Source organism: Paenarthrobacter sp. E2MeOHC11 (genome assembly GCF_058744955.1).
This window is the reverse complement of record NZ_CP196673.1, coordinates 2,108,425-2,135,227: the sequence shown is the minus strand read 5'-3', so window position 1 is coordinate 2,135,227 and position 26,803 is coordinate 2,108,425. Positions and strand designations below refer to the sequence as shown.

The 26,803-nt window shown below is 64.1% G+C and carries 25 protein-coding genes; 14 read left to right on the top strand and 11 right to left on the bottom strand.

Annotated elements, in window-relative coordinates; genetic code table 11:
• Positions 1-14: 14 nt before the first annotated feature.
• Positions 15-713: a GntR family transcriptional regulator gene (locus ACSSVG_RS09930; RefSeq protein ID WP_231342321.1), complete on the bottom strand. Its 699-nt coding sequence runs from the start codon at positions 711-713 to the stop codon at positions 15-17.
• A 109-nt stretch (positions 714-822) separates the two neighbouring features.
• Here ACSSVG_RS09930 and ACSSVG_RS09925 point away from each other — a divergent pair, with 109 nt between their 5' ends.
• The 4 genes from ACSSVG_RS09925 to ACSSVG_RS09910 are packed head-to-tail and all read left to right on the top strand — an operon-like array spanning position 823 to position 6,406.
• Positions 823-1,581 (top strand): LamB/YcsF family protein, encoded by a 759-nt coding sequence (locus tag ACSSVG_RS09925; protein ID WP_231342320.1) that lies wholly within the window; start codon positions 823-825, stop codon positions 1,579-1,581.
• Positions 1,582-1,628: 47 nt separating this feature from the next.
• Entirely contained in the window at positions 1,629-2,978 is a 1,350-nt protein-coding gene (locus tag ACSSVG_RS09920; RefSeq protein WP_231342319.1) for an MFS transporter, read from the top strand.
• Between the two features lie 6 nt (positions 2,979-2,984).
• A complete protein-coding gene (locus tag ACSSVG_RS09915; protein WP_492418676.1) occupies positions 2,985-4,649 on the top strand; it encodes a 5-oxoprolinase subunit B/C family protein in 1,665 nt (554 codons plus the stop codon).
• Positions 4,649-6,406 (top strand): acetyl/propionyl/methylcrotonyl-CoA carboxylase subunit alpha, encoded by a 1,758-nt coding sequence (locus tag ACSSVG_RS09910; RefSeq protein WP_492418674.1) that lies wholly within the window; start codon positions 4,649-4,651, stop codon positions 6,404-6,406. Before ACSSVG_RS09915 ends, ACSSVG_RS09910 begins: the two co-directional genes overlap by 1 nt.
• A 3-nt stretch (positions 6,407-6,409) precedes the next feature.
• Here ACSSVG_RS09910 and ACSSVG_RS09905 read toward each other — a convergent pair whose 3' ends face one another.
• Positions 6,410-7,657, bottom strand: coding sequence for a D-arabinono-1,4-lactone oxidase (locus ACSSVG_RS09905; protein WP_492418673.1), 1,248 nt, complete (start codon positions 7,655-7,657; stop codon positions 6,410-6,412).
• Between the two features lie 129 nt (positions 7,658-7,786).
• Here ACSSVG_RS09905 and ACSSVG_RS09900 point away from each other — a divergent pair, with 129 nt between their 5' ends.
• A complete protein-coding gene (locus ACSSVG_RS09900) occupies positions 7,787-8,791 on the top strand; it encodes a LacI family DNA-binding transcriptional regulator (RefSeq protein WP_231342305.1) in 1,005 nt (334 codons plus the stop codon).
• 3 nt (positions 8,792-8,794) lie between these two features.
• Here the strand turns inward: ACSSVG_RS09900 and ACSSVG_RS09895 are convergent, their stop codons facing one another.
• From ACSSVG_RS09895 to ACSSVG_RS09885, 3 genes are all read right to left on the bottom strand, one after another.
• On the bottom strand, positions 8,795-9,790 hold the full coding sequence (locus tag ACSSVG_RS09895) for a bile acid:sodium symporter family protein (protein ID WP_492418671.1): 996 nt from the start codon (positions 9,788-9,790) through the stop codon (positions 8,795-8,797).
• A 105-nt stretch (positions 9,791-9,895) separates the two neighbouring features.
• Entirely contained in the window at positions 9,896-11,392 is a 1,497-nt protein-coding gene (locus ACSSVG_RS09890; protein WP_253465337.1) for a SulP family inorganic anion transporter, read from the bottom strand.
• Positions 11,393-11,398: 6 nt separating this feature from the next.
• Positions 11,399-12,505: a GTP pyrophosphokinase gene (locus ACSSVG_RS09885; protein ID WP_159700193.1), complete on the bottom strand. Its 1,107-nt coding sequence runs from the start codon at positions 12,503-12,505 to the stop codon at positions 11,399-11,401.
• Between the two features lie 110 nt (positions 12,506-12,615).
• On the opposite strand from ACSSVG_RS09885, the gene ACSSVG_RS09880 reads away from it, so the two are divergent.
• Positions 12,616-13,437 carry an alpha/beta hydrolase fold domain-containing protein gene (locus ACSSVG_RS09880; protein ID WP_492418669.1) on the top strand — a complete coding sequence of 274 codons (822 nt, stop codon included), beginning with the start codon at positions 12,616-12,618 and terminating at the stop codon, positions 13,435-13,437.
• Between the two features lie 39 nt (positions 13,438-13,476).
• Entirely contained in the window at positions 13,477-14,412 is a 936-nt protein-coding gene (locus ACSSVG_RS09875; RefSeq protein ID WP_231342294.1) for a carbohydrate kinase family protein, read from the top strand.
• A 9-nt stretch (positions 14,413-14,421) separates the two neighbouring features.
• Here ACSSVG_RS09875 and ACSSVG_RS09870 read toward each other — a convergent pair whose 3' ends face one another.
• Positions 14,422-15,480: a glutathione S-transferase family protein gene (locus ACSSVG_RS09870; RefSeq protein ID WP_492418667.1), complete on the bottom strand. Its 1,059-nt coding sequence runs from the start codon at positions 15,478-15,480 to the stop codon at positions 14,422-14,424.
• A 96-nt stretch (positions 15,481-15,576) separates the two neighbouring features.
• Between ACSSVG_RS09870 and ACSSVG_RS09865 the strand changes: the two genes are divergently transcribed.
• A complete protein-coding gene (locus ACSSVG_RS09865; RefSeq protein WP_231342288.1) occupies positions 15,577-16,386 on the top strand; it encodes an HAD family hydrolase in 810 nt (269 codons plus the stop codon).
• A gap of 18 nt (positions 16,387-16,404) precedes the next feature.
• Positions 16,405-17,274, top strand: coding sequence for an isocitrate lyase/PEP mutase family protein (locus ACSSVG_RS09860; RefSeq protein WP_231342284.1), 870 nt, complete (start codon positions 16,405-16,407; stop codon positions 17,272-17,274).
• 33 nt (positions 17,275-17,307) lie between these two features.
• Here the strand turns inward: ACSSVG_RS09860 and ACSSVG_RS09855 are convergent, their stop codons facing one another.
• Complete coding sequence (locus ACSSVG_RS09855) at positions 17,308-18,159, bottom strand: isoprenylcysteine carboxylmethyltransferase family protein (protein WP_492419180.1); 852 nt, start codon at positions 18,157-18,159, stop codon at positions 17,308-17,310.
• Between the two features lie 68 nt (positions 18,160-18,227).
• Positions 18,228-19,094 (bottom strand): SDR family oxidoreductase, encoded by an 867-nt coding sequence (locus ACSSVG_RS09850; protein WP_492418664.1) that lies wholly within the window; start codon positions 19,092-19,094, stop codon positions 18,228-18,230.
• A 133-nt stretch (positions 19,095-19,227) separates the two neighbouring features.
• On the opposite strand from ACSSVG_RS09850, the gene ACSSVG_RS09845 reads away from it, so the two are divergent.
• Positions 19,228-19,497 (top strand): hypothetical protein, encoded by a 270-nt coding sequence (locus ACSSVG_RS09845; RefSeq protein ID WP_159700177.1) that lies wholly within the window; start codon positions 19,228-19,230, stop codon positions 19,495-19,497.
• A gap of 13 nt (positions 19,498-19,510) precedes the next feature.
• Positions 19,511-20,308 (top strand): glycerophosphodiester phosphodiesterase family protein, encoded by a 798-nt coding sequence (locus tag ACSSVG_RS09840; RefSeq protein WP_492419178.1) that lies wholly within the window; start codon positions 19,511-19,513, stop codon positions 20,306-20,308.
• Between the two features lie 60 nt (positions 20,309-20,368).
• On the opposite strand, the gene ACSSVG_RS09835 is transcribed toward ACSSVG_RS09840, so the two are convergent.
• Complete coding sequence (locus ACSSVG_RS09835; RefSeq protein ID WP_492419176.1) at positions 20,369-22,195, bottom strand: glycoside hydrolase family 2 protein; 1,827 nt, start codon at positions 22,193-22,195, stop codon at positions 20,369-20,371.
• A 74-nt stretch (positions 22,196-22,269) separates the two neighbouring features.
• Here ACSSVG_RS09835 and ACSSVG_RS09830 point away from each other — a divergent pair, with 74 nt between their 5' ends.
• Positions 22,270-23,232 (top strand): D-2-hydroxyacid dehydrogenase family protein, encoded by a 963-nt coding sequence (locus tag ACSSVG_RS09830; RefSeq protein WP_492418663.1) that lies wholly within the window; start codon positions 22,270-22,272, stop codon positions 23,230-23,232.
• A gap of 60 nt (positions 23,233-23,292) precedes the next feature.
• Entirely contained in the window at positions 23,293-24,435 is a 1,143-nt protein-coding gene (locus ACSSVG_RS09825) for a glycerate kinase (RefSeq protein WP_253465354.1), read from the top strand.
• On the opposite strand, the gene ACSSVG_RS09820 is transcribed toward ACSSVG_RS09825, so the two are convergent.
• Positions 24,436-24,672 (bottom strand): DUF2630 family protein, encoded by a 237-nt coding sequence (locus ACSSVG_RS09820; RefSeq protein ID WP_253465357.1) that lies wholly within the window; start codon positions 24,670-24,672, stop codon positions 24,436-24,438.
• Positions 24,673-24,763: 91 nt separating this feature from the next.
• Between ACSSVG_RS09820 and ACSSVG_RS09815 the strand changes: the two genes are divergently transcribed.
• Entirely contained in the window at positions 24,764-25,207 is a 444-nt protein-coding gene (locus tag ACSSVG_RS09815) for a YdeI/OmpD-associated family protein (RefSeq protein ID WP_492418661.1), read from the top strand.
• Positions 25,208-25,219: 12 nt separating this feature from the next.
• Here ACSSVG_RS09815 and ACSSVG_RS09810 read toward each other — a convergent pair whose 3' ends face one another.
• On the bottom strand, positions 25,220-26,764 hold the full coding sequence (locus tag ACSSVG_RS09810) for a PucR family transcriptional regulator (RefSeq protein WP_492418659.1): 1,545 nt from the start codon (positions 26,762-26,764) through the stop codon (positions 25,220-25,222).
• Between the last annotated feature and the right edge of the window lie 39 nt (positions 26,765-26,803).

Below are 26,803 nucleotides of genomic sequence, written 5' to 3'. Positions count from 1 at the left end.
CGGCTGGTCCAGGCCTACGCGCCGTGGATGGCGGTCTGCTGCTGCTCGGAACGGTTGAGGTAGGCCAGGAGAAGGTCCCCGGCGCGTTCAAGTTTGCCGGCTTCCAACGCTGAGCAGATCTGCTCGTTTTCCGTGAGCCAGTCGCTGTAAAAGTGCGCGTTCATGGTGGCCTTGTGGAAGTACAGCCGCATCTCGGCCAGGACCTGCGCCATGATCGTGTCCAGCCGGTTGCTCTCGGCCAGGGCAACGATTGCTCCGTGGAAATGCTGGTTGGCGCTGCCCAATCCTTCGTTGTCGTCGGCGGCTGCTGCGCGTTTGCCCTCTTCGACGGCGGCCCTGACGGCGGCGATGCGCTCGGGTGAACCTCCTGCGCGGATCGAACTGACCTCGATGGCCCGGCGGACGGTGTAGACGTCGTGGATGTCGCCGGCTTCAAGGGTGGCCACGTAGACACCTTTGTTGGGCTGACGGAGGAGGAGCCGTTCGCCGGCCAGTTCTGCGAAGGCCTCCCGGACGGTGTTCCGGGAGACGCCCAGATCCTCGGCGATGGTGGCCTCGGTCAGTTTGGCACCGGGAACCAGGAATCCCTCGGCCAGTTGGTAGCGCAGTTCCTCGGCAACCCTCTCGGCAACCGATGGGACTCTCAGGCGGACCCGTGCGCGTGCGCCATCAAAGCCAGGGTGTTCGCTTTTTTCCTGATCTGCACTGGCCATGACACCAAAAGTACACGATTGCCGGAAATCGGTATCGCTGGATCGTTGAACAATCCTGCGAAATAGTGCATGCTGGATGTAACGCACATCACGAGGCAGGGATCACATCATGGCAATCATCGATTTGAACAGCGACGTCGGAGAGTCATTCGGACGCTGGACGCTCGGCGATGACGCTGCCATGTTTGAGTCCGTCTCCAGCGCAAATGTTGCGTGTGGATTCCACGCCGGCGACCCCAGCGTCATCCGCAGCACCTGCGCTAAGGCGGTACAGGCCGGCGTCGTGATTGGTGCCCATGTTGGCTACCGCGACCTCGCCGGATTCGGCCGCCGCTTCATGGACATCGATCCCCATGAACTGGCCGATGACGTGGTGTACCAAATCGGTGCGCTGCAGGCGTTGGCGGCCACCACAGGTGCGCGCGTCCAGTACGTGAAGCCGCACGGCGGCCTCTACAACGCGATCGTCAAGCACACCGCTCAGGCGCGTGCCGTCGTCGATGCCGTGAAATCGGTGGACCCCAACCTTCCGATCCTCGGCCTCCCAGGTTCCGAAGTCCTGCGTCTTGCTGAAGAAGCCGGTCTTCGGGGCGTTGCCGAGGCATTTGCTGACCGCGCCTACAACCCTGATGGAACACTCGTCTCCCGCTCACAACCAGGTGCCGTGCTTCACGATCCTGCTGAAGTGGCGGAGCACGTCCTGCGGATGGCCACCGAACAGTCCGTGAGGACCATTGACGGTTCCATCCTGAATATCCGCGCGGAAAGCATCTGCGTGCATGGTGACTCACCCGGAGCCGTTGCTATGGCTACCGCCGTGAAGTCCGCTCTGGGCGCTGCCGGCGTAACTGTCGGCTCGTTCCTCTAGCCCATCCCGGGCGCCCCGCACCATCCCTCATCCCCCCGGAGGACATCATGACCAGCACCAACAATGCAGCCAAGGCAGTGACAAGGAAGCCACCGCCCGGCGCGCTCAAGGCGTACGTTGCCAGCCTCACCGGCACCTCGCTGGAGTACTACGACTTCGCCATCTACTCGGTGGCCTCGGCCCTCGTGTTCCCCAAGATCTTCTTCCCGGGCAATGACGAGTTTGTTGCACTGCTTCTCTCGTTCTCAGCTTTCGCGGTGGGCTACCTGGCCCGTCCGATCGGTGGCGTCATCTTTGGTCGCCTCGGTGACAAGATCGGCCGCAAGTACGTCCTGGTCTTCACGCTCGTCCTCATCGGCGTGGCAACAGTGCTCATCGGCGCCCTGCCCGACTACTCCGTCATCGGGGTGGCGGCTCCAACAATCCTTGTGCTGCTGCGTCTGGCGCAGGGCATCGGCGTCGGCGGCGAGTGGGGCGGCGCAGTGCTGCTGTCCAGCGAATTCGGTGACCCGAACAAGCGCGGCTTCTGGTCTTCTGCCGCCCAGATCGGCCCGCCCGCCGGCAACCTCATGGCCAACGGCGTCCTTGCCATTCTCGCCGCGTCCCTCAGCGACGAAGCATTCCTCTCCTGGGGCTGGCGCGTAGCCTTCCTCGCTTCCGCTCTCCTGGTGGTCTTCGGCCTGGTCATCCGCCTCAAGCTGGAAGAAACCCCGGTGTTCAAGGCCATCCAGGCCCAGGGCGACCGTCCCAAGGCTCCCATCAAGGAAGTCTTCACCACGCAACCCAAGGCGTTGGTGGCCGCGGCTCTCTCCCGCGTTTGCCCCGACATCCTGTACGCCCTGTTCACTGTGTTCGTCGCCGTTTACGCCACCAAGCAATTGGGCATGACCACGGGCAATGTCCTCTCCGCCATCCTGATCGGTTCAGCCTTCCAGCTGTTCCTGATCCCGCTGGCCGGAGCGCTGACTGACCGCTTCAACCGTCGCTGGGTCTACGGCATCGCTGCAGCAGCCACCGCTGCCTACATCCCGCTGTTCTTCCTGATGATCCAGGGCAAGTCAGTGGCCATGCTGACCGTGGGCACCGTCATTGGCCTGGCGCTCCACGCCTTCATGTACGGCCCGCAGGCCGCTTTCATCACTGAGCAGTTCCCGGCGCGACTCCGGTACGCCGGCAGCTCGCTGGCCTACACCCTGGCCGGTGTGATCGGTGGAGCTGTTGCACCCATCATCTTCACGGCCCTCTACGGCGCCGCTGGCGGTGGCTGGTACCTGATTGCCGTGTACATCCTCGTCGCGGCTGTTGTCACGATCGTGGGCATGCTCCTCGGCCGTGACCCCGAGCCGGAGGAAGATATCCGGTTGATGCAGGGGACACACGCTCAGCCGGCGGCGTAGCTAAAAATGGAAACCGTGATGCAAACGACCACCGCTAAAAGGGTTCGCTCCGTCAGGCCCGTCGGCACCCGTGCCGTTCTGGCCGAATTGGACGGCCTGCAGGACGTGCTCGCCCTGCAGGACATGCTCTATAAGTCCCCGCTTCCCGGCCAGGTAGATGTACTCGCCGCCGCGGAAACGGTCATGGTGGTGGGTGAGTCAGCGGCAGCCACACGTGCCATCGGTGCGCGGCTGCTGGAGCTGGAACTCACCACGCCGGAGGTCACCGACTCCGGGCTGGTAGTCATCGACACCGTGTACGACGGCGACGATCTCGCTGACGTCGCGGAGCTGACCGGACTGAGCGTGGATGGCGTTGTTGCCGCGCACACAGGCCAGATCTGGACCGTCGCCTTCGCTGGCTTCGCGCCCGGTTTCGGCTACATGGTGGGCGAGAACGAAGCCCTCACGGTCCCTCGCCGGTCTTCCCCGCGCACGGCAGTTCCCGCCGGATCCGTTGCTCTCGGTGGTCAGTACTCAGCCGTTTACCCCCGCCGTTCACCGGGCGGTTGGCAGTTGATTGGCCGGACCGGCGCACGGATGTGGGACCTGGACCGCGCGCAGCCAGCGCTTGTGAGGCCCGGCGACCGGGTTCAGTACCGGGCCGTCCGCGACGTCGTGACCACTGGAGCTTCGGTGGCGCGCGAACCTGAAACGGAGCACCACCCTGAGTCCGGAGTGAGGATCCTCAACCCGGGCGCACAGAGCCTCATCCAGGATCTCGGCCGTCGAGGCTTTGGCCCGCTGGGTGTCTCTGCCGCTGGTGCCCTGGACCGGGCGTCGCTGCGACGGGCCAACCGGCTGGTAGGCAATGGCTCCTCGGTCGCCGCCATTGAGACCGTCAATGGCGGGCTCACGGTTGAGGCCATCGGCGACCAAGTGATTGCCGTGGCAGGTGCGCCGACCACCCTGACTGTCCAGCCGCCGTCGTTGGTTGAGTCCGACGACGACTCCGCGCCGGGCGCGCCGCGGACCGTTCCGATGGCTACAGCTTTCGCGCTGCTCGACGGCGAAGTGCTAACCCTGGGTGCGCCCGAGTCCGGGTTCCGAAACTACGTGGCAATCCGTGGCGGAGTGGACGTTCCCGAGGTTCTGGGCAGCCGCTCGGCGGACACGATGTCAGGGATTGGACCGGCCCCACTGGCGGTTGGGCAGGAGCTCCCGATCGGCGAGGCCACGGTCTCCACCGCGGTTGGCAGCCCCGAACTGCAACCGGATTTCCCCGGCGCCGGCGTCACGGTATTGGACGTAGTTCCAGGGCCACGCGCCGACTGGTTCGGCCAGGAAGCCCTGGATTCATTGTGCAGCCAGGAATGGTTGGTCACGCCGCAGTCCAACAGGGTGGGCATGCGTTTGGACGGAGCACCGCTCCAACGCACGCGCGAAGGTGAGCTTCCCAGTGAAGGGACCATGGCCGGAGCACTCCAGATCCCACCCGCTGGGCTCCCCGTGTTGTTCCTTGCGGACCACCCCATCACTGGCGGCTATCCGGTAATCGGAGTGGTTTGCGATGAACACCTGGACCGTGCCGCCCAAGTCCCTATTGGCGGGCGTATCCGCTTCCGGTTCGTACCGGATTCACTGGACGCCACCACACCCTTCACCACGACTCCGGAAGAAGTGAGTATTTGATGCGCAAGGTCCTGATCGCGAACCGCGGCGAAATTGCCGTCCGCGTCGCCCGAGCCTGCGACGACGCCGGCATTGCCTCGGTGGCCGTTTACGCCGACATTGACGCCGACGCCATGCATGTTGGCGCCGCCGACGAAGCCTACAGCCTGGACGGAAACTCGCCCGCTGAGACGTACTTGAACATCGGGAAGCTGCTCGCCGTTGCCGCGCAGTCCGGTGCAGACGCCGTCCACCCCGGATACGGCTTCCTGTCGGAGAACGCCGAATTCGCGCAGGCAGTGCTCGACGCCGGACTTGAGTGGATAGGCCCCTCGCCGGAGTCGATCCGTCAGTTGGGCAACAAGATCACCGCCCGCGAGATCGCCGTCCGTGCCGGAGCGCCCCTGGTGGCAGGCAGCGACGGACCGGTGTCATCTGCCGCTGAAGCCCGTGCTTTTGCCGAGCAACATGGCCTTCCGCTTGCCATCAAGGCTGCTTTTGGCGGTGGTGGGCGCGGGCTGAAGGTAGTCCGCGAACTCGCCGAGGTGGAGGAAGCCTTCGACTCGGCAGTTCGTGAGGCTGTGGCCGCATTCGGTCGGGGCGAGTGCTTCGTGGAACAGTACCTGGACCGGCCCCGTCACGTAGAGGCCCAGATCATCGCGGATGTCCATGGCAACGTGGTTGTGGTGGGAACGCGTGACTGCTCGCTGCAGCGCCGCCACCAGAAACTCGTGGAAGAAGCTCCGGCTCCCTTCCTGAGCGACGCCCAGCGCCAGCAGATCTATGACGGCTCCAAGGCAATCGTCCGCGAGGCCGGTTACTACGGTGCCGGAACAGTAGAGTTCCTGGTCTCCGCCGATGGTGCCGTGGCCTTCCTTGAGGTCAACACACGCCTCCAGGTTGAGCACCCCATCACGGAGGAAACCGCCGGAATCGACCTTGTGCAGGAGCAGTTCCGAATCGCGGCCGGGTTGCCGCTGAGCATCACCGAGGATCCCACACCACGTGGGCACTCCTTCGAGTTCCGCATCAACGCCGAAGACGTTGGCCGCGGATTCCTGCCGTCACCGGGCACAGTGTCTTCCTTCGAATCACCCACCGGGCCGGGCATCCGCTTGGACACCGGCGTGCGTTCGGGTTCGTTCGTCGCCCCGCAGTTCGACTCTCTGTTGGCCAAGCTCATTGTCACTGGAGCCGACCGACAGCAGGCACTCCGCCGTGCGCGCCGTGCCCTCGCCGAAATCAACATCACGGGCCTGCCCACGGTGCTGCCATTCCACCGGGCGGTCCTGGAGTCCGAGGATTTCACCTCCGTTGCCGGCCTGAACATTCACACGCGGTGGATCGAAACCGACTTCGCCGACCAGATCCCCGTGGACCCCGAGTACAACGTGGTGGCACCGGAGGGAGAACGGCGAACCATCACCATTGACGTCGACGGCAAACGGCTGGCTGTTGGGCTTCCGGCGGACCTGCTGGACGGCTGGGCACGCTCAGGGCAGGGCCTCCCTGCCGCCGCCGACGTGACGGGCCTGCCGGACTCCGGGGCCGGCGACTCTCCCGCGGAATCGGCACTTGTCTCGAGCATGGCCGGAACAGTGGTTAAGTGGCTCGTTGAACCTGGCACCGACGTAGCCGCCGGGGACCCTTTGGTGGTCCTGGAAGCCATGAAGATGGAAACCCAGGTGTCAGCGCACCGTACCGGAAAGCTCTCCGAAGTACTCTCGGCACCCGGCGGAGTTGTCACTGCCGGCGCGGTGCTGGCACACATCGAGTAGCCGCTAGGACGTAACGGCAACGCCCAGCACGCTGTCCAACAAGCTGTTGCGGAACTTGCCCGAGGGATCGTGCGCCTGGACCAGTGCACGGAAGTCCTCGAATCGTGGGTACAGCGCGGGGAAGTCGTAGCCGCTGGGCGTGAAGAGCTTTCCCCAGTGCGGGCGGGCTCCGAACGGCCGCAGGGCTTCCTCGAGCGCGGGGAGGACTGCTTCCACATCGCTCTGCAGTGGCTTCCACGTGAAATGCAGCGCGACACTCTGCTGCTGGTAGAAAGGGCTGAGCCAGAATTCGTCAGCGGCTACAGTCCGGATTTCCGAGATGAACAGCAGTGGAGCCAACTTGTCGGCGAGTCCACGGACTGCTTGCAATGCAGCAGGTGCCTGATCCAGGGGTAGCAGGAACTCGCTCTGCAGCTCTTCTCCGTTGCTCGGCGTAAATTCGTGGCGGAAGTGCGGCAAACGGTCCAGCCACTTTCCCGCGACGTCCAGCTGCTCGGTGCAGTTCTCCGCAGACATATCCGGCAAGGGGTGCATCGCCGCCGTCGCAGCTGTCGCTCCAAAAAGGTCCGGCAAGGGCGCCTCGGTGTCCAGTGCCTTGAGCCAGACCTGCGGGATGGTGTCGCCGGTGTAATCGGTGAAGAAGCTGACGCTGTAGGCACTGGAAGCGATGCCCTGGAAATTCGCCAAAGCACCCTCCCACGACAAACCGGTGAGCACGCGCTGCCGGACCTCGAAGCTCGGCCGCACGGCGAGCTCCAGCCCGGTCACGATGCCCAGGGCTCCCACGCCCACCACGCTGGCGAGGAATTCGTCGTCGTCCGCTGTGAGCGTCACCAGCTCGCCGGAGGCGCGCACCAGATCAATACCCACGACGGCGGCTGCCAAGGCGGGATTCTTGACTCCACTGCCGTGCGTGCCGGTTTGGATGGCACCTGCGACGGAGATGTGGGGGAGTGAAGCGAGGTTATGGATGGCGAAGCCCTGCTCCTCGAGGGCGCGGCCCAAGGCTCCGTAGCTGATGCCGGCGCTGACCTTGACTGTGCTCTTAGCGGCGTCCACCACGAGCGACTGGGGCAACGCGTCAAGGAGGATGTGGACGCAGTCGGTGTCGGCCACAGTGTTGAAGGAGTGCCGGGAACCCAGTGCCTTGATCCGCGTTGCGCTTGCTGCCAGCTCCTGCAACTCCTCCACCGCCGTCGGGCGGTGGACTTCCGCGGACGAGTACTCAAGGTTTCCTGCCCAGTTCTTCATCGAATGATCTTCCCGCTCGGATACTTAGTGGCTCCCGTAATTGTTAAGGTTCACAACTAATATCGTCAAGGGGTGTCCACGCCATTGCGGCTAGAGTTCAAGAAACCCGCTGTCTATCAGGAGTGCCACGTGAGCAAGGGATCCAAGCCCACAATCCGGGATGTAGCGAAGGCGGCTGAGGTCTCGCTGACCACCGTCTCCTACGTACTTTCCGGCCGGCACGGTGGAACCACTCGGATCAGCCAGCCCACGCAGGACCGCGTCCTGGCTGCGGTGAAGGAACTGGGCTATGTACCCAACCAGGCGGCCCGGGGGATGCGCCGGGGCAAAACGGACGTGGTGGCCGTGGCGATCGGAAACCTCGATTGGCCATGGGACAGGGCCCTCGCCACTGCGGCGGCCCGGATCCTCCCGGAGCACGGGTATCAGCCGGTGATCCTGTTGGGCGACGACTGGCGGAAGTTCATGATGTCCGGCGGTGCGGATGGCGTCATCATTGGCTACTTCCCTGAGGCGAAGTCCGAGGACGAAAGCGTCACGGAGCTCGCCCGCCGCGGTGTCGCCCAGGTGGTGATCTCAGGAACTATGAAGCCCGCTGGGTTCGATGTCCTGGCGCCTGAGGCTGACGCCGGGCTCAAGGAGTGCATGGATTTCCTCACCGCGTCCCACCGCAGGATCGCCTGCATCCGGAGGGCGGACCCGGCCGGCCGTCCCAAGAGCCGTTTCGCCGCCTACGCGGCTGGCCTCGAGAAGGCGGGCATCCCCCTCGACGAGTCCTTGGTGAGAACGTCGCAGCACCGTCCGGCTACCGCCTATCAGTCCGCGATTGAGTTGCTCCAGCTACCTGACCGGCCCACGGCCATCCTGTGCACGGACGACATGGAGGCGCTGCAGGCCATTCGCGCGGCTTATCGTCTGGGGCTTCGGGTGCCCGAGGACGTCCAGATTGTCGGCGTCGGGAATTCTACCGAAGGCCGGGACTACGATCCCGCACTGACAACAGTGGGCCCGGAACCGATCTTTGAGCAAGTGGTCCGTATGCTCCTCGATCGCTTGGCCGGGACCACGCCGACGGAGGGCATCCGGATTGCATCGCCGTGGAAGTTGCACCACCGGGGAACCACGCAGCGCTAGGCGTTAGTCCTTGAGCGGGCGGCGAGCAAGCCAGGCCGCAACGATGGCACCCGAGACGTTGTGCCACAGCGAGAACACGGCGGAGGGCAGCGCAGCCAAAGCGCCGAAGTGTGCAGTCGCCAGAGTCGCGGCCAGTCCGGAATTCTGCATGCCCACCTCGAACGCCAGGGCGCGGCGCGCCTTGTCGTCCAGACGGCCGAGCTTGCCGGCCAGGTAGCCGAGTCCCAGGCCAAAGCCGTTGTGGAGGACCACTGCAAGGAACACGATCGCGCCCGCTGCAACGATCTTGCTGGCACTGCCGGCTACGACAATCGCCACGATCAGTGAAATCACGACGGCGGATGCCCACGGAAGTGCCGGAAGAACCTTCGCGACGAGCTTCGAGAGGAACAAGCGGGCCAAGAGCCCTGCGATAACTGGCAGGAGCACGGTCTTCACGATGTCCATCACCATGGCTCCGGCATCGATGTGCAGGAAGGAGCCAGCCAGGAAGAGCGTCAATGCGGGGGTCACGATAGGTGCGATCAACGTGGAAACCGAGGCGACAGCTACGGAGAGCGCAACGTCTCCCTTGGCCAGGAACGCCATGACGTTCGATGCAGTACCCGACGGCGCGCAACCCACCAGGATCAGTCCGACCGCCAGTTCCGGTGGCAACTGCAGGAGTACGGCAATGAGCCAGCCGGCGCCGGGCATGATGACGTAGTGGGCCACGATGCCCAGAGCTACGGCCCATGGGCGGCGGGCCACGGAGGCGAAGTCAGGCGGGGTGAGCGTCAGGCCCATGCAGAACATGATGATGCCGAGCAGGTACGGGACTGCGACGCCCATCGGTTTGAAAAGGTCCGGAAGCAGGAATCCCACGACGCCGGCAACAACTACCAGAAGGGGGAACACTGTGACGGCAATGCGCGCAATCTTGGCTTCAGCGGCAAGGGCGGCGTTCACTCGCGCAGCAGGTTCTTCGGTTTTCGACGGTGTATTGGTTGCCTCAAGCATTCATCCATGCTCACACTCGGCGACCAAACCGAACGACTTCTTTACATCCACGCAGGGGAATATGTCAGACAACCGCTGTTCCGCACTCAGTTGGGCAGGGTGAGGTTAGGAGTTGAGCTTGCCGGCCAGTCGCTCGCGCATGCGGACGCTGGCTTCGTTGAGTCCGATGAACTCCACTTCGCGCCCGTGATTCCGGTACTTCTCCGTGACTGAATCGAGTACGGCGACGGTGGATGCGTCCCAGATGTGGGAGCCGTGCAGGTCGATGATCACCCGATCTATGCCTTCTGAGGAATCCTTCGCATAGTCGAACTGCGTATAGAGGTCGTTGGATGAGGCAAAGAAGAGCTCACCGTCCACCGTGTACGTCGCAACGTTCTGGCCATTGAGTTCCAGCTCCGTCCGCTCGACCGTCGCGAAATGGGCCACCCGGCGTGCGAACAGGACCATGGCGGTCAAGACCCCGACGCCGACACCCACCGCAAGATTGTGGGTCGCCACGACGGCGGCAACCGTAATCAGCATGACTGCGGTTTCAGACTTGGGCAGCCGCTTGAGCGTGGACAGACGAATCGAATGCCAGTCAAAGGTAATCAGCGAAACGAAGATCATCACGGCTACCAGGGCCGCCATGGGGATCATGCCCACAACGTCCCCCAGTACTACCACCAGGATGAGCAGGAAAACCCCGGCAAGGAAGGTCGAGAGCCGGCTCCGTGCACCTGAGCCCTTCACGTTGATCATGGTCTGCCCGATGACAGCACAACCCCCCAAACCGCCCAGGAAGCCCGTGACGATGTTGGCAGCGCCCTGGCCCCAGGACACGCGCGTCTTGTTGGAGCGGGTATCCGTGATGTCGTCCACCAGTTTGGCGGTCATCAGGGATTCCAGCAGGCCCACCAGCGCCATCGATAGCGCGAAGGGTGCGATGATCTGGAACGTCTCCAGGTTCAAGGGAACGTTGGGCAGGAAGAGGCCGGGCAGGCTGTCCGGGAGTTCGCCCTTGTCGCTGACGGTGGGGACGTCGATGCCACCCACTACAGTCACCAAGGTGATGGCCGCGATCGCCACCAAGGGTGCGGGGATGGCGGTGGTCAGACGGGGCAACCCGAAAACGATGACAAGACCAACAATGACAATCGGGTAGACCATCCACGGCACGTTGAAGAGCTCGGGCATTTGGGACATGAACACCAGGATGGCCAGAGCATTCACGAAGCCGATCATTACCGAGCGCGGGATGAACCGCATCAGTTTGGTGACGCCAAGGACGGCCAGGACGATCTGGAAAACGCCCGCCAGGATGATCGTGGCGATCAGGTAGTCGAGCCCGTGTTCCTTCATTACCGGGGCAATCACCAGGGCCACGGCGCCGGTCGCCGCGGAAATCATGGCAGGGCGGCCGCCCACAAGCGCGGTGACTACGCCCATGGTGAAGGAAGCGAACAGTCCGATGCGGGGATCAACCCCCGCAATCACCGAGAATGCGATGGCCTCCGGGATGAGCGCCAGAGCCACTACGAGTCCCGCGAGGGATTCCGTCAGAAGGCGGCGCGGTGAGCGGAAAGTCGCCCGCAGTGACATGAGTTGCTCGGGAGTCATGGGTCCTTAGAGTGCAGTCTGGCGGTATCGCTCAATCTGCTTAAGACGCCGCTGGAGGCTGTCGCGCCGCGGGTGCGGAACGACGTCGGGCGCCTCAGCGGTGAGATCAACGTGTTCGGTTCCGTACTGCCACAGCAGGAGGTCATCCAGGAGGCGGTCGGGACCGGGGGAGTAGCGGTGGTCCAGGGCCTTGCGGACCTCCGTGATCCGGTTGGCGCTGAGCAACCCGGCAAGCTCCACGGTCTTGGTGAGTCCGTGGGCGGCGAGAAGTTCGGCAGCCCAGCCCCAGTCGTCATCAACTTTACGGTCAACGTGCGGCAGCAGCGTACGCCAGACGTCACGAACACGGTTGGGAGTCAGCGGTGAGCCGCCCTCGCCCTCGAGGTCCCAATAGCTGCGGACTTCCTCGTACCGCTCGTGCAGGTCGGCAAATGCGCTCTCCACGGTCTCCAGCATGGCCGCTGTCGCAGTGAACTGGCGGTCAAAGTGCGGCGTCCAGGCACGAGGATCTTCGGCCTTGAAGCGGATATCGTGCTCGATCTCGCTCCAGGCATGGGCGAATACAGTACGGATCTGGCATTCGAAGAAGTAGCTGCCATTGGCAGGCATGTCCGGGTTGAACGCCTGCTGGTATTCCTTGACGGCCTCGTTTTGGATCGTGCGCAGAATGAGATGCCGGCTGGAGTACCCGTACGTGCCCGACTCGATGGAGCCGATGTCCTTCTCGCGGTCGCCACGGCAATCGAAGAGTTGACGCTGGCGCTTGATGATGTTGGCAACGGCCGCGTTTTCCGCCGGCAGCTTGGTGATGACACGGATGCCCACCATGTCGTTCAACGTGCGGAAGGGGTCCGGGAATTTCAGGACCCGGGGCCCGCCTGGTTCCAGCGGATCATCGGTGCGGGAAATCTTTTCGCGGAAAGACTCCACGGTTTTGGTCCGTCCGGTGACGAACAAGGGAGTGACCTCGGCGTCGTTCAGCATGTCCCGCAAGGTCAGCAGGACATCCCGCGTGACCCGCTTCAGGGCAGGGCGGACACGCTCATAGAGCGCCACGTTCGCGTCTACTGCGTCGCGCTGATCCTGGTCCAGGCTGTCCCAATTGCTTGCCATGCCCCCAGCTTACGGGGCGGGTCCGACACTGAACCGAGCCACTCGCCGTCGGGGTGCCTCTAGCCAAACTAACGAACCGTCACGATAGGCTCAGTACAAAGGAGGGCGCAATGTTGCGGCACAAGTACAGCTACGGCGAACACCCCAGTCAATGGGGCGAACTCTTCATACCTGAACCGAGTAACGGCAACCATCGCGGCGTATCAGCCGTGGCCGGTGGAATCGCCGTTGTGATCCATGGCGGCTACTGGCGATCACAGTACGGCGCTGAGTTGGGTGAGCCCCTTGCCCGGGACCTCGCAGCGCACGGCATCACTGCGTGGAACCTCGAATACCGGCGGGCCGGCAACGGCGGTGGTTGGCCCCATACTTTCGAGGACATCCTGGCCGGCATCGACCATTTGTCCGCCATTGCCGGAGACCATGATCTTCAGCTCGGCAAAGTGGTGGCCCTGGGCCACTCAGCCGGCGGCCACTTGGCTGTTTGGGCTGCGGGCCGGGAGCGGCTTTCGGCCATTGGCACGCCCGACGCCGACCGCCAGCTCCAGCGCAGCCCCGAGGATAACGCCGTGCACCTGACCGGCGTCGTCAGTCAGTCCGGCCTCTTGAATCTTGCCGCGGCAGAGAAGCTGAACCTCAGCAACGGCGCCGTCTGCAACCTCATGGGTGGGGACTCCCATAGATTCCCCAAGCGGCATAAGTATGCGGACCCCATGAGTTCGCTGCCGCTCGACGTACCGATATATGCCGTCCACGCCACGGATGACGAAGACGTCCCCGCCAGCCAGTCCGAGGCATACGTAGCTGCGGCTACGGCGGCCGGTAGTGCGGCCCAGCTGCTGCGCGTCCCCGGAGACCATTTTGACCTGATCGATCCCAAAGCCGTCGCTTACAAGAAGTGCCGCGAGCTGGTGCAGCGACTGCTCTCGTAATCTGTGGTTCGCGGGGTCCGCCTCTGGCAGAGTGGTCCCATGCTGACAGTCATTGGTGAGGCCCTGGTCGACGTCGTTCAACGCCCTTCGGGAATCGAGGCGCACGTTGGTGGGAGCCCGCTCAACGTTGCCGTCGGATTGGCGCGCCTGGATCACCCGGTGCAGTTCATCGGTCGTTATGGCCGCGACGCCTACGGTGATTCCGTGGCGGCACACCTGCGCTCAAGCTCAGTGATGGTGCCGCTTCCGCCGGACGAGAAGCCCACCAGTGTGGCCACTGCGCAGATCGACGACGACGGCGCCGCCACCTACGTGTTCGACCTCGCCTGGGAACTGCCCGGACTCGCCGCACGGTTGCCGCTGATGCTGCAGGGCGCCACTTTGCTGCACACAGGTTCCATTGCCACCGCTTTGGAGCCTGGCGCCGCAGACGTGCTTGCCGCCGTCGAGCATGCCCACCCGAGCAGCACTATCAGCTTCGATCCCAACTGCCGCCCCAGCATCATTACGGACGTTGAGTACGCGCGGGCGCAGGCCGAGCGCTTTGTGGTGCTGTCCGACGTCGTGAAGGCTTCGGACGAGGACCTCGAATGGCTGTATCCCGGTGTTGATCCGACCGAATCCGCACGTCGGTGGCTGTCCCTGGGCGGCGAGGAAGGCCCTGCTTTGGTGGTGGTGACCCGCGGTTCACGTGGCCCCTGGGGTGTCACCAGGTCAGGCGAAACACAGATTCCGGCGCCTTCGGTGACCGTAGTGGACACGGTGGGTGCGGGAGATTCATTTATGGCAGGGTTGTTGTCCGCAATTGTGGACCACGGGCTGGATGGCGCGCAGAACCGCGGCGCTCTGAGGGCCATGCCGGCAGAAACACTGGCCTCGATCATGGATCACGCCGCCCGTGCCGCCGCAGTCACGGTCTCGCGCGCGGGAGCCAACCCGCCCACGCGGGCCGAGCTCAACCACGGGGCTGCGTGAACGGAACCACTAGGAGGCCCCGTGTCCGGCGGCCACTTCCTCTCCTGCCTTCACCGGCCCTGGCGCAGTGCCATCCCCGAAGGGGCTGCCGCCCAACGCTTCCCGCCCGTGAGGGGCGAGCCAGCCTGACAGATCCGGGCCCGCAGGGACAATCTGCGTGGGATTAATGTCCTCGTGGACGATGTAGTAGTGCTGCTTGATCTGCACGAAGTCGGTGGTGTCTCCGAAGCCGGGTGTCTGGAACAAGTCCCGGGCGTAGGCCCATAGTGCCGGCATTTCGCTGAGCTTGTTCCGGTTGCACTTGAAATGCCCGTGGTACACGGCGTCAAAGCGCGCCAAAGTGGTGAAGAGCCGGACATCGGCCTCGGTGATGGAGTCACCCACGAGGTATCTCTGCCCGGTCAGCCGCTCCTCGAGCCAGTCCAACGCGTTCCAGAGCCGGGTGTAGGCGGCATCGTAGGCTTCCTGGGATCCGGCGAAGCCGCACCTGTAAACGCCGTTGTTGACTTCGGTGAACACCCGCTTGTTGACCAGGTCGATTTCCTCACGCAGGTGCTCCGGATACAGCTGGGGCGCACCTGGACGGTGGAACTCCGTCCATTCCGTGGAGAAGTCCAGGGTGATCTGGGGGAAGTTGTTGGTCACCACTTCGCCGCTGCGGATGTCCACCATGGCCGGAACAGTGATTCCGCGGGGGTAGTCCGGGAAACGGCGGAAGAACGCCTCCTGCAGCCGCTCGATGCCCAGCACGGGGTCCTTGCCGTCGGCGTCGAGGTCGAAGGTCCAGGACCGGGCATCGTGGGTGGGGCCGGGCTGGCCGAGGCTGATGACGTCCTCGAGCCCCAGGAGCCTGCGGACGATGACGGTGCGGTTGGCCCACGGGCAAGCCCGGGCAGCTATCAGCCGGTACCGTCCGGGTTCCACCGGCCAACCCGGTTCGCCGTTTGGTCCCGGAGTGCCATCGCGGGTGATGCGGTCCTCGATGTAGTTGGTGTCGCGGTTGAACTCACTGCCAGTGACGTACGCGCCGCGTGTGCTGTGCTCTTCGCTTGTTGTCTGGTCACTCATTGACCCAGCCTATGCTTCGGGGGTGGCGTTGCATGGGTTCGATCGCGCTCGATCAAAAGGGAATGCGCCTTGGTGGCACCCACGTAGACTGGCATGATGCGGCTCGTAGCAAGCGATATTGACGGCACCATCCTCGGTCACGACGGCAAAATCAGTGACCGGACCATCAAGGCATTCCAGGCATGCCGCGACGCAGGGGTGGAACTCGTCTTTGTCACCGGCCGCCCGCCGCGCTGGTTGTATCCGCTGCAGGAGCAGTTGGGGCACAGCGGAATCGTGATCTGTTCCAACGGTGCCGTGGTGTGGGATCTCGAAACCGAAAAGGCCCTTTCCTCATCTGTCCTGGACGCTGAGTCCGTCTTCGATGCCCGCCGGATCATCAAATCGCTCAGGCCGGACGCCCTCTTCGCTGTTGAGACCCTCACGGGTTTCCAGCTTGAACCGGGCTTCATCGAGAACGAAACCAGCGAGCTTCTCGCCGAGTTCACGCCCGCACCGCTGGCGGACACGCTCACGGCGGATGACGCCGTCGTCAAGTTCCTGGCGATCACCCGCAAAGGAACCCCGGACGAGTTCCTGGCCGAAGTGCAGCCGGCCGTAGCCCACCTTGTGTCCACAACCCACTCGGCACCCCGGACGGCGATGCTGGAGATGTCCGTGCCGGGCATCAACAAGGCCGTCACGCTCGCCAAGTACGCCGAGTCGCTGGGCATTGAGGCCGCCGACGTGGTGGCGTTCGGGGACATGCCCAACGACATCGAAATGCTCCGCTGGGCAGGCCACGGTTATGCCATGGCCAGTGGACACCCGGAGGCCATCCTCGCCGCCGGACAGCAAGCGCCGCACTTCGACGACGACGGCGTGGCCCAGATTCTCGAGGCAAAGCTGACAGGGCAGCGGGTCTAGTTACGTCAACAACTGGTTATGTCCGATTTCCGCCAGATATCCAAAGTCGCAGCTGGTGGAATGGACTCCATGAACCCGGAACAGAACCGAACCGCAGCCCACTTCAGGTCCCTCCATACCAGCCAAAAACCGTTGGCGTTGAGCAACGCCTGGGACGTCGCCAGCGCCGTCATCACTGAGGCGGCAGGCGCGCCCGCTGTGGCCACAACGAGCGCCGGAGTTGCCTGGTCTCTGGGTCTTCCCGACGGGGATCGGCTGGAGAGGGAGCGCGTCGTGGCCGTGGTGGCCAGCATCGTTAACGCCGTCAAGGTGCCCGTGACAGCTGACATAGAGGGCGGCTACTCAGAAACGCTGGAAGGGATCGCCAGGACGGTCGCCGACATTCTTGAGGCCGGCGCTGTCGGGATCAACATGGAAGACGGCTCCCGTGACCCCCTGGACTTCTGCGCACGGATCTCAGCAGCCCGCGCAGCTGCCCTGAAGGCGGGACAGGACTTGTTCATCAACGCACGCACCGATGTGTTCCTGGCAGGTTTTGGAACATTGGAGCAGCAGATCGCCGAGGTTGTTGCACGGGCGGAGAAGTATGTGGAGGCCGGCGCCGACGGCATCTTTGTTCCGGGAGCATCGGATGCAGACACCGTTGCCGCGTTGACCGCTGGGATCTCCGTCCCCGTCAACGTCATGGTGGGGGCAGGCTCGCTGAGCGTCAGCGAACTCGGAAGGCTTGGCGTCTCCAGGGTCAGCCTCGGGTCCAGCATTGCCCAGGCCGCCTACGCCGTGGCCCATCGCGCCGCGGAAGAGCTGAACACCGAGGGCACGTACAAGGCCGTCAGCGAAGCCATCGACTACGGCACCCTCAACGGGCTGTTCGCCACCACGCACTGAAGCCGGGGGACCTCCGGCCTTGGCCGAGGTTCCTCACCATCGGGGAATCCAGCAGCGCACTGAATCGCGGTACTGCCGGAATTCAGCGCCAAACCGGTCTTCCAGGTCTGCTTCCTCCAGCGGCCGGACGGCGTAATTCCACAGCAGCGAGCCGATTACCGCGTACACGATCACAAGCCAAGAGCCCAGAATGAGCCCCACGGCGAGCCCTTGAGCGATGCCCGCGACCGCCATCGGATTGCGGACCCAGCGATACGGGCCGGCGATGACAAGGTGGTTGGGCATTGCAGAGGGCAATGGCGTGCCGCTCCCGCGGGATGACATGGTTACCGCGGAAGCGACCCCCAGGGCGCTGGCAAGCAGCAGAACCACCACGCCGGCAGGAGCTGTCATAGGGTGGAATGGCAGGGACACCGCCCAGCGCTGTTCCAGCCAAACCAGGGCAAAGGGGAGCAGCCCCAGGAAGAAGCCCCAAAAGAGTGCCATCTGACCCAAGGTTGCACCTACATGGGCTGCAGTGTGGCGGCGGGCCGGTGCTGGACGGAAGGCAAACGGTCCCCTCACGATCAACTCGGTGGGGACACGTCCCAGCATGACGAAGCAGAGCGCTACGCCCGAACACGCCGTCGCGGCAAGCATGGTCAGGACACCCCAGCCTGCCTCGGCAGTGATTGTTGCGTAGCCGGCCAAGGCAACGGCAACGATTCCAGTCCAGCCGGCAGCGACCACCGCTGCTGCCCCCATGCCGAAGGCGGCGACGGCCGAGCCGATGACGAACAGGGGAACGTCGAAGGCTGCCACGGCGATGGGGTCCAGGCTTCCGAGGGTGGCTGTGCGCACCGCAGGTGACAAGAAAACCGCAATCCACCACGCGAGCCCAGCCACGGCTTGGACCGCGAAGTAGGCCCGCCCCCACCTCTGCGGGTTGGTTCGGACAGGAGAAGCCCCCTCTTTCAAGGGTGCCGTACGCCCTCGCCGGCCAACAGCGCGCGGTAGCCCTCCTTGAACGTGGGAAAGATGGGCTCGAAGCCCGTCGCCCGGAGGCGCTCGTTGGAGCAGCGCTTGTCGCCGGGGCCGGCGTCGGACGCGCCGCCAGGTGCCGCCGTCGGGGGTTCCGGGCACCCAAGTTCTGCCGCGAGGAAGCGCAGGACGTCGCCCATTTCCGCCGCGTGGTCGTCAACACCGACATACACGGGACCTGGGTCCTGGTCCATGGTGGTGAGGTGGACGATCATGGCTGCGGCGTCGTCCCTGTGGACGCGATTCGTGTGCCGGGGTTGGGCAGGAATGACCGCCTGGCCGCTGCGGACCTGGTCGATCAGCCGGGTTCGGCCCGGCCCGTAGATTCCGCCAAGCCGGAGGGAAATGGGCTGGGTCCCGGTTCCATGCGTCCTGGCGAACAGCAAATCCTCGGCCTCCACCAGGACTTTGCCGCTGAAGCGCGTGGGTTCCGTGGGCGTCGACTCGTCCACCACAGCCCCGCCGGAGTCCTTATACACAGCCGTGGAGGAGACGAAAAGGATCCGCCGCGGGGTGATGGCCTGGCGTTCCAGTGCGTCCAGGACGTTTTTGACGCCGTTCACGTACGCAGCCCGGTATGCCTCTTCGGTGGAGGAATCGGCCGCAATAGCCACCACGACGATGTCCACGTCTGCGGGCAGCGCGGGCACTTCTTGGGAGAGGTCCGCATATACACCGCGGATTCCGGATGGCAACTTACCGGGGGACCGACGCAGGCCCACAACGTCATGGCCCGCAGCGACGAAGCGAAGCCCTGCTTCAGTTCCGAGGTCGCCGCATCCGGCAATCAACACAGTCATGCCCCCAGTTTGCCAGCCCCAAGTGTCACCTGTTTCCCAGCCTCCATACAACCGGCGTTCAACTTGGCTCCGTAGGCTTCCAGCCAAGGACCCGTTCGCATCGTGTCTACCAGTCGGATTCGCAGGGGGAAACATGGCCAAGCGCAGGATCAACAACGTCAATACCGCGCCATTGCGGCGGATTGAGCCGGATCACCACTGGCGTTCACTTCGCCAGGGCGACCGCGTCAACGTCACCTTGACGCCAGGCTACGAATCGGCCGGTGTGGTGGACGCCGTTACCGGCGATGCCACCGCGGTTTGGGTGGAGCTCGACGGCGGTCGCGGCCGAACGCTGGTGCACGTCAGTGACGGCGTGGCGGTCGTTCCACAGCCGACGGCGGCCCTCCCGCAGGAGTCCTAGCCGCACCTTGGCAATGGGCTACGCTACGGGTGTGACGCTGCCGTATTTCCTCCGCAAGGACGGTTCAGTGGGCCCTTTGGCCTTCGCCCACCGAGGTTTCTCCCTGGATGAGCTGGAGAATTCCATGGCCGCGTTCAAAGCTGCAGTGGAACTCGGGACCGTGCACCTTGAAACGGATGTCCACACCACCTCGGACGGCGTGCTCCTGGTCTTCCACGATTCATCGCTGGACCGCGTGACTGATTCGGTGGGAGATATTGCATCATTGACTGCCTCGGAAGTCTCCGTGGCGCGGATCGGCGGGGTGGAGCCGGTGCCAACGTTTGATGAGCTGGTTTCAGCGCTGCCCGGTGCCCGGCTGAACCTGGACGTCAAGGATTGGAACTCCGTGGGTCCCATGGCGGAGGCCATTGAGAAACACGGAATCCATGATCTGGTCCTGGTCACAAGCTTCTCGGACAAGCGGCGTCGGGCGGTCCTGTCGCGACTCTCCCGCCGCGTTGCTTCCTCCGCCGGAAGCTCACTGACGGCGCTCTTCGTCCTCGTGGGCCCCGTGCTGCCGGCACGTTTGGCACGCAAGCTGCTTGCCGGCGTCGACGTTTTCCAAGTTCCCGTCCGTTACGGCCGGCTGCCGGTGGTGACGCCGGGATTCATCCGCCGCGCTCACCGGTTGGGCAGGCAGGTGCACGTGTGGACCATCAACGAACCCGCGGAGATGGAGCGCCTGCTGGACCTCGGCGTCGATGGAATTGTGTCCGACCGCCTGGACCTCCTCAAGGAAGTCCTGGTGCGCCGGGGCCAGTGGGTCTAAAAGCCTCCCAAACCCCCGCGATATGCCATTTGATGACAGTCCCACGCCGAAACATGGGCATTAAATGCCATCTCGGCGGGTTTCGATCGCCGCCGGGCGCACTTGGCTCGCGCGGATCCTGTCGAGGTCGAACTTTGTGCCGCGATCAAAGGTGAAGATGCCGTTCTTCTCTTGGAAAACGTCCGTCAGTTGGGTGTAGCAGTAGCCGAACATGTCCGGGTTATCCAGCAGGACTGAGCAGAGCCCGTCGAAGCGGGTGTAGAACTCTTCTTCCGAGCTGACGCGCTGGCCATACCCCCACGAGGAGGCGACGTCGGTCCCTTCCACGGCCTGACGGGCTTCGGCTTCGTTCCACCAGATGCCGCCGAACTCCGAAACGAAGTAGGGCTGGCCGGCGTAGGGCACCGAGTATTCCTCGCCGTCCGCCTTGCGGTTGATGTACGGCTTCCCGTCCGCCAGGCCTTGCTGTTCGATGGCGAAGCGGTCCGGGTCCTGCTCGTAGGAGTGGGAATCGTAGATGTCCGTCTCCCGGATCCGGTGCGCGTAACCGGAAGCATCGATCACTGGCCGGGTGGGATCGGCAAGTTTGGTGGCGAGGAACATGGCCTCGGTGACGTCGTCCAGCACCGTCAGGCGGTCGTGCAGGATCTGGTGTGTCTCGTTGAGGGGGCACCAGCCGATGATGGAGGGGTGGTTGAAGTCGCGTTTGAGCACTTCGAGCCACTGGGCTACGAAGCTGGCGGTCGGCTTCTGGTTGTGGCCGATGGTGCCGCCGCCGGAGACGCCCCAGTCGCCGAACTCGCCCCACACGAGATACCCGAGACGGTCCGCGTGAAAAAGGAAACGCTCCTCGAACACCTTCTGGTGCAGGCGGGCGCCGTTGAATCCCGCAGCCATGGACAGTTCGATGTCCTTGATCAGTGCTGATTCGTCCGGGGAGGTCATGAGCGATTCCGGCCAGTAGCCCTGGTCCAGGACCAGGCGCTGGAAAACCGGCTTCCCGTTGATGCGGACCACTTTTCCGTCCAAGGCGATGGACCGGACTGCCGCATAGCTGCTGGCCTGATCAACTATTCCGCCGGACCCGTCCCGCACGCTGACATCAAGGTCGTAGAGGAACGGATCCTCAATGGACCAGGGGCGCAGGGCCTCGGCAGGGATGTTCAGCCGAAGTGAGGGGGTGAGGTCCAGATCCGCCCGCGCAGAGGCCTCAATGCGAATCCCCGAGCCGTCAGTCAGCACCGCGGAAACCGTGTGCCCCGTCCGGTTCTGGCTGATGGGCACCTCCACAGAGATGCTTGAGTCCGCCAGGTTGGGAGTCATGCGGAGTCGTTTGATGTAGACCTCGGGCACGGCTTCCATCCACACCGTCTGCCAAATTCCCGTGGTCCGGGTGTACTGGCAGTGGGTGTTGTTGTACCAGGTGGCCTGCTTGCCGCGGGCTTGCATCTCGTGGCGGGAATCCCGGGCACGGACCACGATCACCGCGTCTGCGCCGGCCTCCACCACGCCGCCCAAGTCCGCGGTAAAGGGCGTGAACCCGCCCCGGTGCCGGGCAACTTCTACCCCGTTCACCCACACCGTGGCGTCGTGATCCACGGCGCCGAAGTGCAGCAGCACATTCTGACCGGCCCATTCCTGTGGGATGGATACCGTTCGCCGATACCAAACGGCCTCCATGAAGTCGACGTGCTCGATCCCCGAAAGCGCTGATTCCGGCGCGAACGGAACCAAGATCTCCCCGGCGAGTTCGCGGGTGGTGAGGCCGCGCTCCACACCGGAATCACCGGCGTCGATCTCAAATCCCCAGGTTCCGTTGAGGTTTATCCACTTCTCGCGGATCAGTTGTGGGCGGGGGTGCTCGGGCTTGGGCATGGCGGAGGTCACATTTTGGCTCACACTCAAAAACCTAACGTGAGATGGGGTTGAGTACCACCGGCCGCCGCGCGAGGATAAGGGACGTGACCCGATTCCGTTTAGCCATCCTGGACGATTACCAGCAGGTCTCCGGCGATTACGCGCCGTGGGATTCATTGCTCGACGACGGCGTGAAGGTGAGCGTTTTCAGCGCGCCTTTTGTATCGGAAGAGCAAGCGTTGGCCGCCTTGGAGCCGTTCGACATCATTGTGGCGATGCGCGAACGCACGCGTTTTCCACAGCACGTCCTTGAGTCGTTGCCGAACCTGAAGCTGTTGGTGACCACTGGCATGGCGAACGCCGCCATTGACCTTGAAACCGCCTCCGAGCGCGGGATTGTGGTGTGCGGGACCAGTGGCTCGCCGGCTGCGGCGCCCGAGCTGACGTGGGCACTCCTGCTGGCTTTCGCAAGGAACCTGGTTGTGGAGGAGAACTCGCTTCGAGCAGGCGACTGGCAGGCCGGCGTCGGGTTTGAACTGGAAGGCAAGACACTGGGAATCGTTGGCCTGGGCAAGATCGGCAAGCGAATCGCGGGCTATGCCAAGGCTTTCGGTATGGATGTCCTGGCCTGGAGCCAAAATCTCACTGCCGACGACGCCAAGGCCGCCGGCGTCCGGAAGGTCAGCAAAGAGGAGTTGTTCCGTGAGTCTGACGTTGTGACCTTGCACCTCCGTTTGTCCGAGCGGACGGAGGGGATCGTCGGTGCAAAAGAGTTGCGTCTCCTGGGCCCGGAGGGCGTGCTGGTCAACACCGCTCGGGGACCTTTGGTGGATGAGGCCGCGTTGATCCAGGCCTTGGAAGAGGGATGGATCCGCGGCGCCGCGCTGGATGTGTTCGACGACGAACCCCTTCCGGCCAGCCACGCATTGCTGCATTCTTCGCGGACAGCGCTCTCGCCGCATGTCGGGTACGTGACGCATGAGAGTTACCGGCAGTTCTATGGTGGAGCGTTCGAGGACGTGAAGGCGTGGCTGGGCGGGGCTCCTGTTCGGGTGCTCAGCGCGTAAACTGACCGCTACATTACGCGTGGGCAAGCGCTTTCCGAGCGAAGCTGGCAAGATGGACCCATGCGTATCCTCATCGCCCCTGACAAGTTCAAGGGATCCCTGACCGCCGCCGAAGCCGCGTCAGCCATGGCCGAAGGTGCCCTCCGTGTCTACCCGGATGCCGTGACCACCCAGTTCCCGGTTGCCGACGGCGGCGAAGGAACTCTGGATGCCGCGATCGCCGCGGGCTACGAGGAGCGGAACAACGCAGTTGTCGGACCGATCCTCAAGCCTGTGGGAGCCTCATGGGCGATCCGCAAGGATTCCTTGGGTGGAGCCAGCGCCGTCATCGAGACCGCGATGGCTTCCGGCCTGGCACACATGGAGCCGACGCCTGAGAACTCACTGCGCGCCCACAGCTACGGCTGCGGCCAGCTGATCGCCGCCGCCCTCGATGCCGGGGCCACGGAGATCGTGCTCGGCTTGGGTGGCTCGGCAATGTCCGACGCCGGTAGTGGCGCCCTGCGTGCACTGGGGCTCAAGCCCCTTGATGCGGCTGGGAATGTGGTGCCGCTAGGTGGAGGTTCCCTCATCGACGTCGTCGCCTTGGATGTCTCCGAGCTGGATCCGCGGCTATCGTCCGTGAAGTTCCGCATCGCCGTCGACGTCCAGAACCCGCTGTACGGTCCGGAGGGTGCCGCGCATGTTTTCGGTCCGCAAAAGGGTGCCGATGAGGACGCCGTTGAGAAGCTCGACGCCGGTCTCCGCAACTGGGCTTCGCTGCTTCGGGAAGCCACGGGCCGGGACGTGAACGTTCCGGGGGCCGGGGCGGCAGGCGGGTTCCCGGCGTCGTTCCTGGCTTTCACTGACGCTGCGCTGGAAGGCGGCTTCGCGCTGGTGGCCGGACTCACGGGCCTCGCCTCACACTTGAGCGGGGCGGACCTGGTGATCACCGGCGAGGGCTCCATGGACGAGCAGTCACTTACTGGCAAGGCGCCGATCGCCCTCGCCGACGCCGCGAGCTTGCACGGAATTCCCGTCATCGCTGTCGCTGGGCGCATCACCGTGACACCTGAAGACCTGGCCAAGCATGGGATTGTGGCTGCTGCGCAGTTGTTGGACGTTGCCCAGCGCAAGGATGGTGTCCCGGATGTAGCCGACGCCGTTGCCAACGCCGCCAAGTACCTTGCATGGGCTACCAGCCAGGTCCTCGAGGGAGCGTAGTTACTGCCGGTAGCCTTCGACTTCGTTGACGCTTCGGGCCGAGGCGTCGTCCGGGTTCCCGCCGGCGTCCTTCTTGGCGCGGCGTTGGCGCAGCAGGTCCCAGCATTGGTCGAGCTGGGCTTCCAGCTGGGCCAGGCGTCCTGTGTCATCTCCCATTCCTGAGGTGGCGGAGTCGCGCAGGCGGTGCTCTTCTTCGACCAGCGACTGAATGCGTTCCAAGAGATCCTGGTTGTCCATGGGTGTCTCCTTTGGTGGGGGATTGCGGTTATTTCGAAAGTAGTCCTGTCGGTGCAGTGCGTCTACCAATGGCCGACGGCATACTTGGGACATGAAATTCACAACCACCATCATTGGCGAGGGCAACAAGGCCGGCATCGAAGTTCCCGACGAGATCGTTGACGGGCTGGGTGCCGGCAAGCGGCCTCCAGTGGTGGTGACCATCAACGGCCAGAGCTACCGCAGCAGCATCGCCGTGATGGGCGGCAAATACATGGTGGGCGTCAGCGCCGCCAGCCGCGAACTCACCGGCGCGGCTGCAGGCGACACCGTCGAGGTGGGCCTTGAAGTGGACACCCAGCCGCGCGTTATTGAGGTGCCCGCGGACTTGGGTGCCGCGCTGGATGCCGAACCGGAGGCGAAGGCCTTCTACGGGACCCTGAATTACAGCAGCCAGCGGCGGTACGTGGAGCCGATCGCGGACGCCAAGACGGAGGAAACGCGTGCCCGGCGGATCGCGAAGGTGGTTGCGGACCTGAAAGCCGGGAAGAAGTAGCTTCCTGCCGCCCTACTCCGGCTTATCCATCAACAAGCTCCGGCATGCGAGCTGCAGCGCCAGCCGGGCTTCGGGGTCCTCCAGATTGATGGCGATGAGTGACTGAATCCGCCTGATGCGATCACTGACAGTGTTGCGGTGGACGTTCAGGATCGCAGCTGTTTCGGTCAGCGAAGACTCACAGTCCAGGAACGTGGTGAGGGTTTGCAGGAGTTCGGGTCCGGCTTTGAGGAGTGGCGCCAGGAGCTCCCGGGCGGCGGGGCGGAACGTGTCGGTGCGGGTCCAGATCAGCAGCAGCTGGGCCATATCCAATCGGTCCACGTGCACAAAGTAGCCGGAGTTCTCCCTTGCCCCGGCGATGCGCGCGGCATCATTGGCTTCCTCAAGTGAACGGACGATTCCTTCCGGCTGCGCCTGCATCCTCCCCACCCCGAATTGAGTGGCAATGGTAGGCGCCAAGTCCCGTTGTGCCCTGCGGAGGGCGTTGCTGATTTTGCTCACCTCGGCCGGATCCGGTTTGGAGGGGAAGGAGATCCATCCTGCCCAGCCGTCGGACTGCTCCACCGTTGCAGCATCGATCTTTTCGCGTAGGAGGGCACGGTCCAGATCCGGCTTTCGGGCCACCAGGTCCACCGGCTGGCGGGTGATCACCCGGAAAGCTATGTGAAAGCCGTCCAAGGTCCAGCCCAGCTCCAATGCCCTGGCCCTGAAGGATGGGCTGACGGTCCCGGCGTTGTCGATCAGTTCGCCCAACAGGGCAATCCGGTGCCGGGCATCGCGCTCCCTTTCAAGGCGCTGCCGGGACAGCAGCTCGGAAACCGCGATGGCTGCCACTTCCAAAGCCGCCCGGACGGCGGCCCGTTCCTGATCCGGTGCGGGACCAAGCATCACCCTCAGCCGGGGACTGTTGTCCTGCTCCCGATGAACAGGGGCGAGAATCTCCGTGCCACCGGACTGCGTATCTCCGTCGGCGCGCGGACCGCTGTCTTCAGCGGAAATCAGTTTCCCGGAAGGATCCACCAGCATCACCTCATGCCCGATCGCCACTCCCAATCGCTGTAACAGTTGGCTGAGCGAGCCGTACGGCATCCGGCACTCGGCCGCAACGCGGGAGATCAACTGCCCCTGACGATGCGCGGCGCCGGACAGAAGCTCCTGTGCAGCCATCCCGAACTGCCACGTGTTGTGGACGGCCAACACCACCAGCCCCAAGCGTTCGGCGAGCCTTGTCACGTTGGGCGGCAACGCGCCGTCGTCGTTCTGCAGTTTTACGGCAAGGGCCACGACGCCGGACGTGGACGCCAGCGCCAACAGCGCCTCCGCGTCCCAGGAGACGCCGGATGGCAACGGCTCAAGGGGTAGCAGGATGCAGCTGCGGAGGGTGAGGGGGTCGCCGTCGAGGTTCCGCTGTTCGCGGACCTGGCGATTGACCTCGGCCAGGTTCCCCGTCAAGGCCACCAGCGACGAAACCGTTGCGATACCAGGTTCCCCGACGCTCTCCATCACGCCCGCCGGGAGGTGAGTCGTGACGGACCACAGCGGGATCGGAGGGATCATTCAGCTTCTCCGGTTCTCCTCGATGGTTACCTTCCCATA